Genomic DNA, 18,552 nt, shown 5'->3' with positions numbered 1-18,552 from the left:
TTTCCCTACAATGGCAAGCAACACAATAATAGCGACTACCCCCATTAGGATGATCAACATTTTTTCATCTTTATTCCCTAACATTCTTTTCGCCTCCTCTATCTCATAAGGAACTTACACGGTACCTCTTTCAAATAATTTTGTTTCCAATATCACGGGACGAGGGTCCGTATTTTCAAGAAATAGTTTAAACGATTCTTCTCCCACTTTTCGTATCGGAACTTCAAAGGATGTAATGTTCAGGGCATCGGCAATAGGATGATTATCAAAGCTTAAGATAGCCAAATCACCGGGTATCCTGATCCCTCTTTTCCCAGCCTCTGTCACCATGCCGGCTGAAACCTGATCACTCGTTACGATAAGGGCTGAAGGTTTTTCTTTCAGCTGTTCCCATGCCTTCACCACGTCTCTTCCATCTTCCAGGTGATAGCAGTCATTGAAGATCCACTCTTCACGCACAGGATTGCCCGCAGCTTCTGAGCTATCGTAATACCCCCGGATTCTCTCTTCACTATTCGTCCCAAACATTCGATGCAGGCATAGACCTATCCGGGAGTGACCTTTTGAATAAAGATGCTCGAGACCATTCCTGATTCCTTGATAGTGATCGATATATATTTTCTTACACGAGTGACCGTACACATTCTCACAGAAAACAACATTGGCATTTTCCATGAACGGAGTGAGAACATCGAGGGAATTTGACCGTGAAGTTAAGATCAATCCGTCCACTTCCTTCATTTGCAGACGATGAAAGGCATCAAGTTCGGCTCCCTTGTCATAATTCGTTTGAAAAAGTTGAAGATGATATCCATGCTTTAACGCTTCCCCTGCAATACCTTGAAGAATTTCTCCGAAGTAAGGAAGATTCAAATACGGCAAAACAACTCCTATGCTATAGGTCTTGCCTTTTGATAAATGGACAGCATTTGCGTTTTTTATATAATTTAATTGCTCGACGGCCTCGAGAACTTTCCGACGTTTTTCTTCTTTCACATAAGGGTGTTGATTTAATACCCTTGAGACTGTTGAAACGGATACTCCCGCAAGCTTGGCGATACTGCGAATATTTGTCATCCCCATACCCCTCATCAAATATTATGAATGGCACACTTGTCCATTTTGAGCAAAACTATTAATAAACGCTTGCTATGAAACGCGTTTCACACTTTATAGTTAATCATGCAAGGGGTCTACCCCTAAAACATGATAAGGAGGCTATTCTATGCTCGGTATTTTATTCTTACCCGTTCTGTGTATCATCATCATCGGAGGAAGCTACGCCGCATTAAAGCCCATCCATTTCTATACTCCCCACGATCCACAGGATCCATTTGAGCACATATACAACCATGACCTCAACTAATTCAAGTGCCTGCCTTCATTGAAGCAGGCTTTTACTTTACCCATTTCACTGCCCAACCCTGGACGGCCTCCATCACGGGCTCCAATTCTCTTCCCTTTTTCGTCAGGCTATAAAGGACTTTGACCGGCTTTTCGTCGAGAACTTCCCGGTACACGATGCCGTTTTCCTCCAGTTCCTTTAATCTGTCAGTTAACAACTTTTGACTGATATTCGGTATTTCTGAATTTATATCTTTAAAACGGCACGTTCCTTCAAATAATACCTTTATGATCATCCCGATCCAGCGCTTGCCTAATAGTTCGAAGGCAGCGGCATATTTCGGGCAGAGTTTTGTTTCCATATAAGTTTTCACATCCTAAATCGTTAACACTTGACGCATACTAAAACGTCGGTTATATTGTTCATATTGCTTATACACTTACAAAAAGTAAGTAACATACAATTATATACCATATTATAACACCTATTTAAACATCAAGGAGGCTTTATCATGGATAATTTCTTTCAAGTCGTCGATGAACGGCGCTCAACGAAAGTATATGATCCTCAAGTGGAGATCCCTCGTGAGGAATTAGTCAGCCTGCTCGAAACAGCAGGAAAAGCACCATCTGCCTGGAATCTTCAACAGTGGAAATTCCTGGTATTCGATCATAAAGAAGTTCAAGAACGTTTACTTCCGATTGCATATCATCAACAACAGGTACATGATGCTTCTGCAGTCGTGGCTATACTTGGTGACCTGGAAGCAAATAAAAATGTCGACCCTGTCTTTGATCCTGCCATTGAAAAAGGTGAAATGACGGCGGAAATCAAAGAGGTATTGAAGAAACAAATTGACGGTGCATACAGCCGTGATGAATATCCAAGAGACGCCGCTTTCAGTAACGCTTCCTTAGCCGCTATGCAATTCATGCTTGCTGCAAAAGCGAAAGGCTGGGATACTTGCCCAATCGGCGGTTTCAATCCGGCAGCTCTCGTTTCCGACTTCAATGTGTCGGACCGTTATATCCCGATTATGTTGATTACAATCGGAAAACCACTTCAAGAAGCACGAAAATCAGATCGTTTAGATATCCGCAACTTAATTGATTGGGCGGAATAAACCTATGAAAAAGCCGCATCCTTAGAGGATGCGGCTTTTTCGTCTGCTAAAAGAGTACGCTCTTTTCAATCTGTTTCATTTCAAAGAAGTAGCCTTTTTTATCCATGAGCTCATCAAAACTTCCTGCTTCTATAACCTTCCCTTGATCCATGACGACGATTTGATCCATGTTTTCAAGACCAATTAAACGATGACAGATCAGAATCAACGTGTCCCCACCGGCCACTTTATAAAGATGGTCAAAGATCTCTTTCTCCGTCAACGCATCAACCGAAGACGTCGGTTCATCCAGCATCCATAAGGGTGAGCCCTTCAATAGTGTCCTTGCAATGGCCAATCGCTGCTTTTCTCCTCCAGAAAGATTCTCTCCTTTTTCCAGTACAGTGTCTTCCAACGAAAAGTGGTTCAGCTTCACTTTATCTAATGCCGATTCCATTTCCCCGTCTGTCAATCCGTCACGCACCAGCATAAGATTATCCCTTAAAGTGCCGTAGAAGAAATGATTTTCTTGAAGAACCACATTGGCATGCTCCCACAACGACTCTTTATCGAAATCTTTAATTGAAGCATCATTGACGAAAATCGATCCTTGATCCGTTGAGTAAAAGTTTAATAACAATTGAAGCAATGTTGATTTCCCTGATCCCGACGGGCCTACAATCGCTGTTTTCGAACCTGCAGGCAGCTCAAGATCCACACCATCCAATGCTTTTCTTTCCTCTCCCCCGAAGGAAAAGCTTACATCCTTCAGGTGAAAGGACGGAGCTTCCCCGCCAAGTTTCCCGCCAAATGAAGGTCCGTCCCTCTCGATGCTCTCTTCTGGAATGACTGAAGAAAGCCTGGCTGCCGCTCTGCGGGAATCTTCATAGTGTGTAGGGAGAATTGCCATGGGTGTGGCGTTTTCGAATACGGTTAATGAGATCATGACAAGCATAGCAAGGTATATTCCGTCCAGTTGACCTGATCCCACCGAATAGGCCCCTACAGCTAAAACGATCCATGAAATAAGAAGCGAAACCAGGATATTGGTTGAATGACTAAAGAGGGAATGGATACCCTCACGTTCCTCTTCACTCACATAGCCTGTTGATGCATGAACAAGACTTCTCTCTTTATCCTCCAGTCTCTGATAGATCTTCAGGTCTCTGAATCCATATAGAAATTCCGTTACTTCAGTAGACAACTCCCCCCGTCTTTCTCTTAAAGTCACTTCAATCTTCCTCTGTTTAAGAGAAAAATAGGCAGGGACGACGAATCCCGTCAGCAGAAGGCCCACGAGAAGAATCAATGCAACGGATACAGAATAAAACATCGTAAACAAAATCGTACTTAAGAACACCATCACCAGAATGACAGGGGGATAAAAGACCCTAAGAAAGAAATTCTGGAGGCTCTCTACGTCCCCGACAATTCTTGAGAGAAGATCACCGCTTCTGTATCGACCGAAAATTCCCGGCGCTAACGGTTCGATTGCTTCATAAATCGAGACTCGTAAATTAGCCAGAATCGTGAATGTTGCTCGATGGGAAAAATAACGTTCCGCGTAGCGGCTAAGCGCCTTTGTAAAACCGAATAGCTTCAAGAGTGCAATCATCACCGTCAGTGCGTATAGAGGTACTTCCAAAGCTGCTTTAGAAATTAAATAACCACTGGAAGCAAATAAACCGACAGAGGTCATTCCAGCCAGGAAGCCAAAAAGAATAGAATACACTATATCCTTCTTTTCCTTCATCATCAGCTTTACGACAAATCCTAACTCTTTCATCATGTATTCACCCCTTGCTGTGCTGTCACCATCTCATGATAGCGTGAAGAGGACTTCATTAACTCCTCATGATTTCCTATACCCGATAATTTCCCATTTTCCAAAAACAGAATTTGATCTGCTTCACGAATTGTATGCAAGCGGTGAGCCACTGTAATCACCGTTGAATCTTTGGATAATTCCTGAATGGAGGCTTGAAGGATTCCCTCGGTTTTAAGATCCAATCCTGTTGTCGGTTCGTCGAAGAGAATAATAGAAGGTTTTTTGAGAAAAGCCCTGGCTATGGCAATACGCTGCTTTTCTCCTCCTGAAAGCCCTCTCCCCGCTTCACCGATCGGTGTGTCAAACCCTTTATCGAGACCTGCAATCATTTGTGAGATTCCTGCTTTTTCAGCAGCGTATTCAATCTCTTCCCGGGTCACGCCTTCTCTTCCTCCAACTGCAATATTCTCTGAGATTGTGCCTGAGAATAAATACGGATTCTGTGAAATATAACTCAGTTGATCAAACCAGTCGCTTTCCCTATATTCACTTCTTGAATATCCATCGATCACGATGTCTCCTTCAGAGGGATCAAGAAGTCCTGCTAAAAGATGAAGAAGAGTTGTTTTGCCTGCTCCGCTGTGACCGACGATCGCCACTTGGCTGCCGGGAGGAAAGACCGCCGAAATGGATTGAAGAACAAATCCCTTATCCCCGTAGGAAAAACCGACAGTACGTAATTCCATTGTGGCAGGAGTTCCAAACGATTCGAGTTCCTTCTCTCCCCAATGCACAGGTCGATCTTTTTCTTCAAGCTCCTCCATGACTTTTTTCGCGGCCCCCATACTTCCTCGGCCAGTATGAAAGGCCTGCCCAAGCTCTTTTAGTGATAGATAGAATTCCGGGGCAAGCACAAGAACGAAGAAAGCGGTAAAGAATGAAATGCTTTCAAAGACGACTAATCTGAGCCCTACTTCAAGAGCAATCAGTCCAATACTTAACATGGAAATAAACTCTAGCATCAAGGAAGATAAGAATGCGGTCTTGAGCACTTCCATCGTGGCTTCACGAAAGTCAAGACTGGCAGAACGGATCCCTTCTTTCTGTTGTTTCCCTCTTCCAAGGAGCTTCAAGGTAGTCAATCCTTGCAGTGTGTCAAGAAATCGTCCGGAAAAAGCCGTCAGCTTATCCATTTGCTTCTCGGATTTATTTTTTGTCATCACTCCGATAATCGCCATAAACAGAGGAATGAACGGGGCCGTTATGACCATGATCAGTCCCGTATAAATATGCTCAGTAAAAATGGTGATTAACAGTATTAACGGAACGATGGTCGTTTGAATTCTTTGGGGAACGTACTGACTGTAATACCCATCCAGCCCATCGACAGCATCCATCATCGTACTGACTTTTTGTCCAGACTGCCCTTGTATGGACGCTTGCAGTGGATTTTTTGCCCACTTATTCAAGAGCCGCTTTCTCAAGTCGCTCTTTACCTTCGAAGCCATCCTGATTCCTGTTCGTCCATTCACATACGTGAGGGCTGCTCTCCCCACTAAAATAAGCAGCAATGCACCCAGCATTGGAAAAATGTCTTGAAATCCCGCTCCCTCTATAAACATTTTATTTACAATGCTAACCAGCAAGTAAGCTTGTCCAATCACTACTCCCCCCATCAATAGGGATGTTCCGTAAAGAGTCATCATGGATGATTTCTGCTGCTTAGCCAATTTATTTAGTTCTTTCATACCTCTTCTCAACTCCAAGGTTAAAAGTTAGTGAAACACTTCACAAATTGATAACTCTATTATAGTAGACTTGTTCTCTTTATGCATCTTTTAGGATTGACCTTTTTGTGACAATTCCAGAACCCAGTTAGTTTTGAATACGGCGTGGATGGTATAGTTTTTTATTTATCTCCTAACGAATCCAGCCGAAATCACCAGTAATCCGACCATTTTACAATAATTGCAAAACCTGCACAAACTATATTCCAATCAATAAAAATAGAGAGGCACATCGCTAAGCGAATGTCCTCTCTATTTTTATGGGTCCTGTTATATTTTCAATAAATCCTTCGTCACACGCTGGATAATCTCCGGCAATACTGAGAAGGTGTAAGGTTTATACACTCTCTCTGTCCACTGATGGCCATCCTTTCCGTACACACCGATATTAATAGAAGGGATGTTCAGCTTTCTGATCATATCGATGGGAACTGGATACAACTGATTGATCAGCGGCATGTTCTTTTTGAATACGTCAATATCCTCGTCTTCTTCATGAAGAGAGAGAAAACTTCCATCTGCCAGATACGGGAAAAACCGTTTAATGACAAATTCTTCGCCGGTTTCTTTGGCTATATCGTTTAAGCATTTCCCTAACGCCTCTCTCACCCTCTTGCCATACTCATTTTCTTCATTCACAAAGTTATGAGGTAAAAATGGCGGTGCGAAGAAAATGATCACTCTTGGCGTTCGATCGGGATCCAGATGCTGCAGTGCTTCCACCATGGCATACGCAATCGTCCTTCTGTCATCTCCCTCCATATCATAAAAGACCTTTTTCATGACAGGATCCGGATCAATGCCTCTTTCCTTCAGCCAGAAGATATACTCCCGTAACGTCAGAACTTCCACTTCCCATGAAAACTCCCTTTCCGGGAAACCATGATAGCTCCGGTATTGCTCAAACTGTCTTTTACTGCGTTCTTCCAAATCACTTACTGCCTTTAATGCTGTCTTCTTCATATCGTAGAGGACTTCCCGGGCAGTTCTCTCATATACAAAATAGTTAAAGTATAGAGAAGCGCTCAAAGGGGTTTGAACATTATACGTATGTTTGTCATCTTTGAAATACAGGCAAGATGGAGGCAGGGTGAATTCACCTGGTATATCCTCCAGGTAATCTAAGTTCTGATTGATTTCAAGATTGATCTTGGAAGCAATCACAGTAGGATCGATGGATGTCAGCACATCCCCTACATGCGCTTCTCTTCCATATATATAAAAGCTTGGCAGGAGTTTTCCTGCAGCACCCGTGTAAATATATCGTTTACAGTCTCCATCATAGATAGGAGAAATGAAATCGGTATTGATAGCTGCCAAATAGTCAAAGCCCTCTTTTTTCAAACGATAGAGTTCGCTTAAAGCTGCAATCATTCCGGCATGTTCACTTTCTTCATCACCATTAAATAGGAAGAGTAAATGTCCATCTGGTGTTCCCTGTCCCGTATAGTACAAGAGATTCGCCATGTGTACGGCAATTCCGCTCTGCATATCCAATGCCCCTCTTCCAAACAGCCAGTTTCCAGAGAGGGCATCTTCTCTCACCTTTTCCTCTCCTTCATAGTCCATAAAGAACTTCTGAAGAAAGTCGGGATCATGAGCCATATCCTGCAGTGCACCATAATCATCGGTTCCTACCGTATCATAGTGGGCATGGAATAATACAGTTTTCGAAGACGCTCCTTTCACGAGGGCAAACACGTTTTTCCTTCCTGTCGGATCGTTCGGGACTTCTTGGAGCCAGACTCGATCAGGATGCTTTTGAAAATAAGGAAATGAAGAAATCATTTTATATATATACTGGGCTTTTTCACTTTCGCCAATTGTCCCATTATAGCTTTTCAGAGCGACTAAAGATCGTGTGATGAATTCAATCTGCTCGGAGATTGATTTGTTTTTTAATTGTGTATACACGTTAGTACCGCTCCTTTCCTTGAGAAATGTCAGCTTATGCGTGGTTAATCGTTTACTTACTGGGCATTATAGAGACTGATTCTTCTATAATTGATAACATCTTATCGAAAATGAAAGGGGTTTGGAAGGGGTTTCAGGATTATTCCTTAAAAAAATTTCATATCTTTCTATTGAAATTCGATCTATTACCGAATATTATAGAAGTTGCGCGTTTTTAATGTTCGTTTTTATTGGAGGTATTACGATGTTTAAATTAAAGGAACACGGCACTAATCCCAAAACTGAAATACTGGCAGGTATTACAACATTTCTAACAATGGTTTACATTGTCGTTGTCAATCCCATTATTTTAGCCGACGCAGGTGTGCCATTTGATCAAGTCTTCTTAGCAACCATTATTTCAGCCGTAGCCGGCACGTTATGGATGGCCTTGTTCGCAAATTATCCAATTGCCATCGCACCAGGGATGGGATTGAATGCTTACTTTACTTACTCTGTAGTAGGGGCGAATGATGACATTTCTTATATCGTTGCATTCTCTGCCGTTTTTGTAGCAGGTATCATATTTATCATTCTTTCATTAACACCATTCAGAAAAAAATTGATCGAAGCCATTCCCCAAAATCTAAAGCACGGCATCACCGCAGGAATCGGTTTGTTCATTGCCTTTATTGGATTACGACTGACAGGACTTATCCAAGCTCATCCAACGAATTTAGTACAGCTGGGGGATCTTCATTCATCTTCAGCGATCCTAGCGTTAATCGGATTGGCTGTTACCCTTATCCTCATGGTCTTACGTGTCCATGGAGCGTTATTTATCGGAATGATTGTCACTGGACTCGTTGCATTCTTCACAGGAGAATTATCATTTAAAGAAGGGTTTGTGGCCCTTCCACATCTTCCAGAAGGACTTATCGTAGCAAATCCTCTTACAGCATTTGCCGATGTCTTTCAATACGGGTTATATGCCGTTGTGTTCTCATTCTTACTTGTAACTATCTTTGACACAACAGGAACGATGATCGGAGTGGCCCAACAAGCAGGGCTAATGAAAGGCAACACGATGCCAAGAGCACGTGAAGCCTTACTTGCGGATTCCATTGCAACAACTGTAGGGGCTATGTTTGGGACAAGTCCTACGTCCGCTTATATTGAATCTTCAGCCGGTGTTTCCGCTGGAGGAAGAACAGGATTAACAACATTAACGGTTTCTATCCTGTTCATTGCCGCTGCATTCTTCGGTCCACTTGTAAGTGCCGTATCAGGAATTTCAGCCATTACAGCTCCTGCCCTAATCATCGTAGGAAGCTTAATGATGGGGAGCATTTCTCATATTAAATGGGATCAATTAGATGAAGCCTTCCCTGCTTTTTTAATCATTCTTAGCATGCCGTTAACATCAAGCATCGCAACAGGGATAGCACTGGGATTCATTTCTTACCCATTATTAAAAGTCGTAAAAGGGCAATGGAAGCAGGTACATCCACTCGTCTATATCTTTGCCGTCCTGTTCTTCTATCAGCTGGCATTCCTGCCTCATTGACCCGATATAGATACTTGAAAGACCGTTCATAATGAACGGTCTTTTTGTGGTGCAAATTCAGCTGGTTGTGTCCATATTCTCTTGACGCTTATTAGAACTTTGTCATCAAAAGTTAAACAATATATATCTGGCATTTCAAGCTTTCTCCAAAACCTGATATCATATTGAGGATCAAAGTAACTCATGATCAAAACCATAATATTACCGTGTGTTCCAATCACGACGTTTTTCCCATTATATTCTTCAATGATCTTAAATATCCCTTGTACGCCTCTTTTTTGAGCGGTGAGATTCGACTCTCCGCCTTCCAAGGAAAAAGCAGGATCCTCCCACACCAATGAGATTGCCTCTTGAAAGTTTTGAACAGGTTTTCCAGAGAGAGTTCGTTCTCTCAATTCTTCATATAAATTGATTCCCTGCCCAATATGGCGGGCTGTCCCTTCAACGGTTTCCACCGCCCTTTTATATGGACTGGAACATACTGCATCAATCTTTTCCTTCTTTAATAATTCCGTTACATGCTCAGCATCCACCTTACCTTTGTCTGATAAGGGTCTGGTTAATTCCTCGGGGGTGTATTTCGAGTGAGCATGCCTCACCAGATACAGTTGAGTTATTGCCAACTTCATTCACTCCTTCTTACTTTCCAACCACAAAAAAAAGAGCTGTCATGCAGAACAGCTACTCTTATTTCCACACGACGTCCAATTGACTAGCATAAAATGTTATCGCCTTTTTATAAGGTTCGATGGTGGATTCTTGTGACGATTCTCCAATACACGTCAGCAGCAGCTCCATTGCTTTACTATGTTCGTTCAAATTATAGAGGGTCATGGAATAAAAGACCGTCAACGCTTTATTTTCAGGAAATCGTCCTATTCCTTTCTCGAACACGGATTTGCTTTTTTCATACTCTCCCAATGTCCGATATGTACTCCCTAATCCAAGGTAGGCGCCCTGTAATTCTTTATCATCCAGTCCCAATTGAATCGAACTTTCGTAATAAGGAACAGCTTCGCTTTCGAGTCCCATTGCGTCATGGCTCCATGCACATTGGTAATGCAGAAAACCATTATCTGGTTCTTCCCCAATCAATCGCTTCCACCTTTCAATGGAAGCTGCGTATTCTCCCGATTCTCTCAATTCAATGGCTTCTTCTATTTTTCTACTCATTTTAAAGTCTCCCATTTACTCGGGAATGAACTCCATCAACCAGGAATCATGATGTTCGCCTTCATGAAGCTCATGCTCCCGCAGTATTCTTGATTTACTATATCCACATTTCTCATAGCAACGGATCGCTCTGGTGTTCCAAGTCATGGGATCCACCACGAGTCGGTGGACACCCTCCTTCTTGAGCAAGTACTCTACTACAGCTCGAATGAGTTTCGTCCCTATTCCCCTGTTCCAATATGTCGCTTCTCCGATGAATTGATCCGTACCGTAAATCACTTCATCTAAATTCGTGTAACCATATCGTATCATTGTTTCTTCATCTAGCTGATAATACTGAAGATAACCGATTTCAATTCCCTCGTACTCAACCAGACAACCTAAGACGTCCCTCTCTGCCAAGAACTTCTCCTCCACCATCTGAAGAGTGAATGGGCAGTCCCTCCCTTCATAAAACTCCAGCACCACGGGATCCTGCAACCACCTTGCCAACGTGTATTTATCCCCCTCCTCTAACCGACGGATATATAAATCCCCACTCCTGACATTCATACAGACACCTCCCATACCTCTCCTCTTCCTTTATACATTCATCACACATCAGAAAAAACCCTTTTTTTATTTGTGGGAAGGAACTGGGACCATTTCTCTGTATGACAAGTTTGTGAATTTATTCACAAATATGTATGTTATGCTATATTTCAGAGTAGAATATCAATGTGTTTCATGTTATCATTTGATTGTGAACCATTTCACAATATCTCAATTCATATACTTAAGGCTTTATTACTTTCTTTTTATCTGGCCATTGTTAGATTCATGTGACCAATTTTTTCACAAATATTTAGTGGATAGGTGATGACGTATGACAATCAAATGCACAAACAAAGTAGCTTTAATCGGTACAGGATTTGTAGGCTCAAGTTATGCCTTTGCTCTTCTGAATCAAGGAATCGCACATGAGCTCGTGATGATTGATTTGAATAAGGAGAAAGCTGATGGAGATGCACGTGATTTAAACCATGGTCTTGCATTCGCTTCCCCTATGAAAATATCTGCAGGAGATTACAGTGATTGTAGGGACGCTGACTTGGTCGTGATTACGGCAGGAGCGAACCAGCAGCCGGGTGAAACCCGTCTGGACCTGGTGGAAAAGAATGTGAAGATCTTTAAATCCATTGTAGACTCTGTCATGAATAGTGGATTCAACGGCATTTTCCTTGTGGCGACGAACCCTGTCGACATCTTAACGTATGCAACTTGGAAGTTTTCCGGTCTTCCGAAAGAAAGAGTCATCGGATCAGGAACGATCCTCGATACAGCAAGACTTCGCTACTTAGTCGGAGAGCATTTTGATATTGATACACGTAATATTCACGCCTATATTATGGGAGAACACGGTGACACGGAGTTTCCCGTTTGGAGCCACACGACTGTAGGTGCAAGTCATTTAAGTGAGTTGATTGATCTCCACCAGGATGACGTGCAGAAACAGCTCGATGATATATTCGTCAATGTAAGAGATGCAGCCTATCACATCATTGAACGGAAAGGCGCAACCTATTACGGCATTGCCATGGGTCTTGCCAGGATTACCAAAGCTATCTTTAACAATGAAAATAGCATTTTAACCGTTTCTGCCCTCCTTGAAGGTGAATATGATCAGGAAGACATATACATCGGTGTCCCTGCCATCATTAATGGTGAAGGTATCAGAAAAGTCGTCGAGCTTCCGTTAAATGACAAAGAAAGAACTCAGTTCGCTCACTCAGCAGAGACGCTAAAAAATGTGATGAAAAAAGCGATGGATTCTTGATTTACTCCCTTCGTTAAAATGAATAGACACGCACGCCCATTGGACCTCCTCATATGATAAAGAGAATTCTTTATGAGGAGGTTCTTCTATGTATGATCACAGACAACTATTCCCTGGTTTTCCTGGGGGAGGCAGCGGGTTCCCCGGCTTTCCTGGTGGAGGTCAAGGATCTGGTGGTGGCTTTCCAGGTTTTCCTGGGGGAGGACAAGGCGCACCAAGCTCACCACCACCTGCAGGAGGGCAAGGCGGACAAAATCAACCACCACCCGGACCACCACCGAACTTCCAACCACAAAAAACGGTGATGCAAGGAACACAAGGTGGACCAAGTGTCTTTGCAGTAGACCCGGGTGCCATCAGAAGATGTTTATTCCGTTACACGTATATTTGGTTACGAAGAGATGCTTTCTGGTTTTATCCTGTCTTTGTTGGGCGCCGTTCCATTGCCGGGTGGAGATGGATCGGATTCACATGGGTATACTTCGGCATCGATTTAGATAAAATTGAATCCTTTACTTGCGTGTAGGTTTGCTCATGTATTCATATCCTTACTATAGAACCGGCAACACCAATGGCACGATTACTGTAACTGGTGAGCATACACTTTATGTGGATCCCGATCAAGCCATTGTCTCTATCGGTGTTGTCACTAAAGATGAAGAACTTGAAGCGGCACAAAACCAGAACCAACAACAATCCACTCAAGTCGTACAATCACTATTAAATAACGGTGTGTCAAAAAAAGATATCCAAACCTCCACCTATCAAGTATTCCCACAATACAATTATGAGGACGGGAAACAATTTTTTACAGGATATGAGGTTCGCCAAGTATTTCGCGTAACTATAAATGATATTGAAAAAGTGGGTACGATTATGGATGATGCCATAAAGAGCGGAGCGAATCGGGTAGAAAACATTCAATTTGTCAATTCAAATCCTATTGAATCCTATCAGTTAGCCCTTACTTCCGCATATCAAAAGGCATACCAAAAAGCACTCACATTATCGAACCAATCGGGGCAGCAGCTCAACCCCCAGCCAAAGTCCATCACAGAGCAATCAAACCCAATGGTCACCCCTTTTGTAACAACTGGATTTGTGAAAGCCGCTGAAGAAAGTACAACCGTGCAACCAGGACAAATCGGCGTCACAGCCATCTTGACAGTAGAATACCAAACCCGATAAATAACAAACTGCCAAAGTAAACAAATACTTTGGCAGTTTGAATAAAGTAGAGAGGGACGGACCTTCAGAATAACGTAAAATAAATGCTTTCCAATTTACTCTCCCAGAGACTTCGATTTACGACCGCATGCTTCCATAGCCGTTAAAACGGCTCCTTTAAAATTATTCTTCTCCAGAGCTGATACCGCTTCAATCGTTGCTCCTCCTGGTGAGCAAACGGCATCCTTCAGTTCTCCTGGGTGAGTGCCCGTTTCGAGAACCATTTTTGCTGCTCCAAGTACAGCCTGGGATGCGAGCTGGTAAGCCTGCTTTCGTGGAATACCTTGCAGAACCGCTCCATCAGCCAGTGCTTCTATGAACATAAACACATACGCGGGAGAAGATCCGCTTACTGCCGGAATGGCATCCATCAGGCTTTCCTCTACCATTTCAGCCTTTCCGAAGCTTTCTAAAATCGCTTGTACATCTGCAAGGTCTTCTTCCGTTACTTCATTATTTACACAATAGGCCGTCATACCTTCTCCTACAAGAGACGGGGTATTTGGCATAGTCCGGACAATTTTCATTGATTCAGAAAGCTGACTCTCCATCCAATCAATGGTGATACCCGCTGCAATGGTAATGATGATGGCATCCTCTTTCAGGGAATCCTTTATCGATTCGATAATGCTCCGATATTGGTCTGGTTTCACTGATAAAAACACAATATCCGAAAAGGCTGCTACACTTATATTATCACTGGTAACCCCCACTCCAAATTCCCCTGCTACTTTATCCAGCGTCTCCTGAGTTCTGGCGCTCGCTTTAACCGAATGTTCATCCACCAAACCGGATTTCAATATACCGCCCATAATCGCTTGTGCCATATTTCCGCATCCTATAAATCCAATGGTTTTATCCATTTCTTCACCTCATCAGTTTGTTTGTAAACAGTCTTTAGCATCATACCAAATTTATCTCCTCATATAAAATAAACGTCATTAAAAAAGGCCCGAAGGAGAAATCCTTCAAACCTTTCCATCATTCCACCAGCTTCCCGCAATGGGGACAAAGAGATTTTTGATAATCCTTTGGAATCTTCCTGTGACAATGATTGCAAGTTTTCATATACTGAGGCTGATCAAATAAATCCTCAGACATCCCATATCCACTCTTAAAGGTCGTCCTCATAAGACGGACTAACAATCCGATGATCACACCTGCAATAAGCAGTGCCCAAATCATTTTGCCCTCGCTTTTTCAAAAATTTCACCGTAGTCCAGGTCGACGATTGGTTCATCATGGAGCAATCTGTCCCTGATCTGTGAAAGAAGCGACTCCTCGACCTCGGATAAATTCTCAAGGTCCCATTTTTTATGGAAAACAGAATACAGTGTTAAATCTCTGAGCAAAAGGAAATGGGGGATTCGTTCTACCCACTCTTCTTCTAATTCACACTCCGTCAAATATCCTTTTAAAAATGAAACGAGAAACTTACCGCCAAATTGGTTGCGGATATCCAAGTTCTCATTCCTAAACTTCCACCACACGGAATAGTAAAGAGGGATGGCAACGTCACTTATAAAAAAGAACTGTGTACTATCGTCAAAGTCAAACACATGAAGATCACCCTCATGGTAAAAAAAATTCCCTGGATGGATGTCTGAGTGAATGAGCCCAAAAGTGTCTTTGGTTTCCACAAAGCTTCTAATTTCCTCCATGTTTCTTTGACCAGCATCAAGGATGTACCTGTCTTCCTCAGATAAATATTTCTTATAGTCCAGCACATCGTCCTGATCCCAGCGAAGACGGTGGATGCCATCCTCCCCATATGCCTTTGTTACCCTGTGCATATGTCCTGTCATTTTCCCCCATTTATAAAATAGTTCTTCATCGAATAACGGATCATTCACTTTCACAGGACTTCCTGGAGCTTTATAAAACAAACACACATAGAAATACGATTTTCTTGCCTGGATGACTTCTACGAGCTTTCCTTTATCAGAATGATTGACTAATGATACATTAACTCCGTGCTTATGTAAGTAGTTAATCCATTTCAGTTCAGCTTCCACTTCTCTTTCTGACCGATGAGAACTGTGAGTGAGGCGGAGGATATAGGGAATGTTTTCCTTATGCACCTCATACACATAGTTTTCAAAGTCTCCTAGTTTCTTAGCTTGAGCAGTATTACAGCCAAATCGTAAGGCAGCTTCAGCCAATAGTTCCTCTGTAAAAAGTTCTTCTATCCACTCTTCCATCGTACCTTCTCCTACTCTATTTCAGAATTGATTTCCTATCTCGAAAGGGCCACTCTGTAAGGGAACAGCTCTGCTGTCATGATTCCTTCTTTTACCGCAGGATCTTCCTTCATGAACGCTTTAGCCTTTTCTGCATCTTCCGCTTCAAAAATCACGATTCCAAAAGCATTTTCTTCTTCATTCAATGTTCTGCCGGCAAGGATTACCACTCCTGCTTCAGTGAATTCTTTTAGCCTCTGGAAGTGATATTGAACAATGTCTTCATCCGCTGTCATCCAATTTTCTTCTTTATGTAAACGCGGGATAAGCTTTAATACATAGATAAATTCCATCTGAATCGAACCTCCTTCTATATTTATATATACTACCATGTACGTCAGGATTCCTTTATCTTGACATACAAAAATAGCTGCTGAGTCTGCTCAACAGCTTTCATAATAATGAAATCAATTCTTCATTAACCATGCATTCATCGTCCGTATGATTTCATCTTGCTGGTCCCTTGGGGAAATATTTGCTTCAAGATCTCCTTTTTGCTTCCCGTACATTCCGAAGCCTGCATGGTTTCCCCCTTCGATTTGGTGGAAAACCGTTGCATGCGGCAATATTTTTTTACTTTCTTCAATATCATCCTTTGTAGTAAGCCCATCGTTCTCTGCAAAAATACTTAGAAAAGGAACATCGCTTTCAGAAAAATCAGTTGAGTTTGTTGGATAAGAGGCGAGGAAAATCACCCCTTTTATCTCATCTTGGTGATCATAGGCGTATTTAGCAGCCGCTACTCCACCCAATGAGTGACCTGACACATACCAATCAAGCTCCTCATCAAAACTGTTTATGATTTTTTCAGATTCACCTATACCAAAAAAAGCGATATGAAAGGGCATCCTTGGAATGACGACTGTGTACCCCTTCTCAGAAAGTGACTTCCCTAAATACCCATAAGCCTCGACTTCCACCTTTGCTCCTGAATATAGAATAAGTCCCTTGCTGTTAGATTTCTCGGGGTTAAAAATAAGCCAGTCTTTTTTTTCTTCAATTAATGGATCCTCTTCGATTTTGATTGTTTTTATTAATTCTTCTGTAGCTGAATACGTTTGTTCTGACCAGAAGTAAAATCCAATGCCACCTATTAGGACAACTGCAAGAAGAACAATGGCAGTCCATTTGAGTATCTTTTTCACAGGGATCACCTTTTTTACTTTTAGTATACTCTACCCTACAGCTCTTTTCTTTTATGAATGCTCAGTTAAAAAAATGAGGATACGCGTGAATATCAGATGTTTTCACGATATGGATTTCTTTTCTTACATTGATAGAGGCATAGAATACCTCATGGATTGCCGTGAATCCTTCTCTTCTCAATTCATCCCGAACCCATTTTTCCTCCACGTTTAATTTATCTAAAACGCCCGTATGCAATACACCATCTACTATAAGAGGAAATGCAAGGCTCGTCCGCTTCATCACTCCTGCATCCTCCACTGTAACCGTTTGTCTTGGGGGAATCTTATGAATCGATAAACTCCCATTCGATTCAATGATTCCAATTTCCACATCTTGCAATGAGAATACTTCTTTCTCCCGGAGAAGCATCAGGATATTATCAATCGTATAACCGGTTTTTTTTAAGTCTTCTTTTAGAACCTGACCATTTTCAATGACCACCGTAGGTTCAAATGAAAGCAGTTTACCCACTTTTCGTGAAGAGGTTTTCATTTTGGTCAAGATCTTTTGTAGTATACCGATTAAAATCATTGCGACGATGGTATGGATATGTTTGATGTCAGGATCTGCAATATCCGCTCCTACAACAGAGCCAAACACGAGGACCACTAAAAAATCAAATACCGGCAACTCCCCGATGGAACGTTTCCCCATATATAATGTGACAAAAATCATAAATGGAAGTATTGTAAAAATTCTTAATGCAACGATACCCAAGTCTTTAAAATCAACCATGAACTATTCAAATCCTTTTTGAGTCTGATAGGGATAGTTTCCCCTATCCCAGAACAAACATGAAGGTTGTTTGCTTATAAATAAAAAGAACCAACCGAATAGGCTGGTTCTTTTACTCATTTATCTTCTGAAATGTAATTTCCTTTTCGCTCATCAAATATTGCAAAGCTGTCCGGAATGTGAGGAAGCTTTTAATCCCTTTAAGCTCTCTCACTCCTGAATTGATCATCACTTGAGTAAGGGCAGGTGTAAATCCGACAAATAGGGTTTCGATTCCCATTAATCCAATTGCCTTCGCCATGTTATGGATATAAGTGCCGAAAATGTCCATTTCACCGATTTCTTTCTCTGATATGGCTGAGAAATCTACAATGATTGTGTTGATATCTCCACCGTACGAGACGTCTAATATCTTGGAAATGATCCTTTCAAAACGTTCCGGGCTAAGTCTGCCGGTTATGGGGATCAAGATGGTTTCAGGGACGATGGAGGGGATAATAGGTGCTGAAATATCCATAATCAGCTGTTCTGATTGACTCAGGTGTTCTTTTAATTCTTTAATTTCATTCTTTAGTTGTTGAATTTGTTGCTTTTCATCTGTCATGATAAACCTCACCGCTTATAGAATGTTTTTTAAAGTACCTCTCTATATTCTAGCACTATGCAAACAGAATAACCTAATATTTTCATATGTAAGTAGATAAGTAGTTG

Annotated in this window: 21 protein-coding genes; 6 read left to right on the top strand and 15 right to left on the bottom strand. The window is 41.9% G+C overall.

The features are described from left to right. Window positions 1–114 precede the first annotated feature (114 nt). Window positions 115–1,077, bottom strand: coding sequence for a LacI family DNA-binding transcriptional regulator (locus FZC88_RS00295; protein ID WP_187443318.1), 963 nt, complete (start codon window positions 1,075–1,077; stop codon window positions 115–117). Window positions 1,078–1,225: 148 nt separating this feature from the next. On the opposite strand from FZC88_RS00295, the gene FZC88_RS23790 reads away from it, so the two are divergent. Further along, window positions 1,226–1,366: a hypothetical protein gene (locus tag FZC88_RS23790; RefSeq protein WP_187443317.1), complete on the top strand. Its 141-nt coding sequence runs from the start codon at window positions 1,226–1,228 to the stop codon at window positions 1,364–1,366. A 31-nt stretch (window positions 1,367–1,397) separates the two neighbouring features. Here FZC88_RS23790 and FZC88_RS00290 read toward each other — a convergent pair whose 3' ends face one another. Continuing rightward, complete coding sequence (locus FZC88_RS00290; RefSeq protein ID WP_148993252.1) at window positions 1,398–1,706, bottom strand: winged helix-turn-helix transcriptional regulator; 309 nt, start codon at window positions 1,704–1,706, stop codon at window positions 1,398–1,400. 150 nt (window positions 1,707–1,856) lie between these two features. Here FZC88_RS00290 and FZC88_RS00285 point away from each other — a divergent pair, with 150 nt between their 5' ends. After that, complete coding sequence (locus FZC88_RS00285) at window positions 1,857–2,468, top strand: nitroreductase family protein (RefSeq protein ID WP_148968260.1); 612 nt, start codon at window positions 1,857–1,859, stop codon at window positions 2,466–2,468. Between the two features lie 46 nt (window positions 2,469–2,514). On the opposite strand, the gene cydC is transcribed toward FZC88_RS00285, so the two are convergent. The 3 genes from cydC to FZC88_RS00270 form a co-directional block, all read right to left on the bottom strand. Next, window positions 2,515–4,233, bottom strand: coding sequence for a thiol reductant ABC exporter subunit CydC (cydC, locus tag FZC88_RS00280; protein WP_148994240.1), 1,719 nt, complete (start codon window positions 4,231–4,233; stop codon window positions 2,515–2,517). Next, on the bottom strand, window positions 4,233–5,963 hold the full coding sequence (gene cydD, locus FZC88_RS00275) for a thiol reductant ABC exporter subunit CydD (protein ID WP_148993251.1): 1,731 nt from the start codon (window positions 5,961–5,963) through the stop codon (window positions 4,233–4,235). Before cydD ends, cydC begins: the two co-directional genes overlap by 1 nt. A 309-nt stretch (window positions 5,964–6,272) precedes the next feature. Further along, window positions 6,273–7,916 (bottom strand): M20/M25/M40 family metallo-hydrolase, encoded by a 1,644-nt coding sequence (locus tag FZC88_RS00270; protein ID WP_148993250.1) that lies wholly within the window; start codon window positions 7,914–7,916, stop codon window positions 6,273–6,275. Between the two features lie 244 nt (window positions 7,917–8,160). Here FZC88_RS00270 and FZC88_RS00265 point away from each other — a divergent pair, with 244 nt between their 5' ends. Continuing rightward, window positions 8,161–9,462, top strand: a complete 1,302-nt coding sequence (locus tag FZC88_RS00265; protein WP_148968257.1) for an NCS2 family permease — start codon at window positions 8,161–8,163, stop codon at window positions 9,460–9,462. 26 nt (window positions 9,463–9,488) lie between these two features. Here FZC88_RS00265 and FZC88_RS00260 read toward each other — a convergent pair whose 3' ends face one another. From FZC88_RS00260 to FZC88_RS00250, 3 genes are all read right to left on the bottom strand, one after another. Then, window positions 9,489–10,079 carry a histidine phosphatase family protein gene (locus FZC88_RS00260; protein ID WP_148994239.1) on the bottom strand — a complete coding sequence of 197 codons (591 nt, stop codon included), beginning with the start codon at window positions 10,077–10,079 and terminating at the stop codon, window positions 9,489–9,491. Window positions 10,080–10,149: 70 nt separating this feature from the next. Then, window positions 10,150–10,635, bottom strand: coding sequence for a tetratricopeptide repeat protein (locus tag FZC88_RS00255; protein WP_148968256.1), 486 nt, complete (start codon window positions 10,633–10,635; stop codon window positions 10,150–10,152). A gap of 15 nt (window positions 10,636–10,650) precedes the next feature. Then, window positions 10,651–11,187, bottom strand: a complete 537-nt coding sequence (locus FZC88_RS00250) for a GNAT family N-acetyltransferase (protein WP_148968255.1) — start codon at window positions 11,185–11,187, stop codon at window positions 10,651–10,653. Between the two features lie 313 nt (window positions 11,188–11,500). Between FZC88_RS00250 and FZC88_RS00245 the strand changes: the two genes are divergently transcribed. From FZC88_RS00245 to FZC88_RS00235, 3 genes are all read left to right on the top strand, one after another. Further along, the gene (locus FZC88_RS00245) at window positions 11,501–12,451 is read left to right on the top strand and encodes an L-lactate dehydrogenase (RefSeq protein WP_148968254.1); all 951 of its coding nucleotides are present in this window, start codon (window positions 11,501–11,503) and stop codon (window positions 12,449–12,451) included. An 88-nt stretch (window positions 12,452–12,539) separates the two neighbouring features. Continuing rightward, on the top strand, window positions 12,540–12,977 hold the full coding sequence (locus FZC88_RS00240) for a hypothetical protein (protein ID WP_148968253.1): 438 nt from the start codon (window positions 12,540–12,542) through the stop codon (window positions 12,975–12,977). Between the two features lie 8 nt (window positions 12,978–12,985). Further along, a complete protein-coding gene (locus tag FZC88_RS00235) occupies window positions 12,986–13,639 on the top strand; it encodes an SIMPL domain-containing protein (RefSeq protein ID WP_148993249.1) in 654 nt (217 codons plus the stop codon). Window positions 13,640–13,734: 95 nt separating this feature from the next. On the opposite strand, the gene proC is transcribed toward FZC88_RS00235, so the two are convergent. The 7 genes from proC to FZC88_RS00200 all read right to left on the bottom strand — a co-directional run bounded on the left by proC (window position 13,735) and on the right by FZC88_RS00200 (window position 18,445). Next, window positions 13,735–14,541 (bottom strand): pyrroline-5-carboxylate reductase, encoded by an 807-nt coding sequence (gene proC, locus FZC88_RS00230; protein ID WP_148993248.1) that lies wholly within the window; start codon window positions 14,539–14,541, stop codon window positions 13,735–13,737. Window positions 14,542–14,659: 118 nt separating this feature from the next. Next, window positions 14,660–14,863, bottom strand: coding sequence for a hypothetical protein (locus FZC88_RS00225; protein WP_148968250.1), 204 nt, complete (start codon window positions 14,861–14,863; stop codon window positions 14,660–14,662). Beyond that, on the bottom strand, window positions 14,860–15,879 hold the full coding sequence (locus FZC88_RS00220) for a phosphotransferase enzyme family protein (protein ID WP_148993247.1): 1,020 nt from the start codon (window positions 15,877–15,879) through the stop codon (window positions 14,860–14,862). The genes FZC88_RS00225 and FZC88_RS00220 overlap by 4 nt, the downstream gene beginning before the upstream one ends. Window positions 15,880–15,914: 35 nt before the next feature. Next, window positions 15,915–16,211, bottom strand: coding sequence for a YciI family protein (locus FZC88_RS00215; RefSeq protein WP_262371574.1), 297 nt, complete (start codon window positions 16,209–16,211; stop codon window positions 15,915–15,917). A 114-nt stretch (window positions 16,212–16,325) separates the two neighbouring features. Next, window positions 16,326–17,063: an alpha/beta hydrolase gene (locus FZC88_RS00210; protein ID WP_148993245.1), complete on the bottom strand. Its 738-nt coding sequence runs from the start codon at window positions 17,061–17,063 to the stop codon at window positions 16,326–16,328. Window positions 17,064–17,124: 61 nt separating this feature from the next. Continuing rightward, window positions 17,125–17,841 carry a DUF421 domain-containing protein gene (locus FZC88_RS00205; RefSeq protein ID WP_148968246.1) on the bottom strand — a complete coding sequence of 239 codons (717 nt, stop codon included), beginning with the start codon at window positions 17,839–17,841 and terminating at the stop codon, window positions 17,125–17,127. Window positions 17,842–17,953: 112 nt separating this feature from the next. After that, the gene (locus tag FZC88_RS00200; protein WP_148968244.1) at window positions 17,954–18,445 is read right to left on the bottom strand and encodes an STAS domain-containing protein; all 492 of its coding nucleotides are present in this window, start codon (window positions 18,443–18,445) and stop codon (window positions 17,954–17,956) included. Window positions 18,446–18,552 lie beyond the last annotated feature (107 nt).

The sequence above is a fragment of the Rossellomorea aquimaris genome, assembly GCF_008180865.1.
Lineage (GTDB): Bacteria > Bacillota > Bacilli > Bacillales > Bacillaceae_B > Rossellomorea > Rossellomorea yichunensis.
Note: the sequence above shows the minus strand (reverse complement) of the source record. Positions and strands in the feature narration are given on the sequence as shown.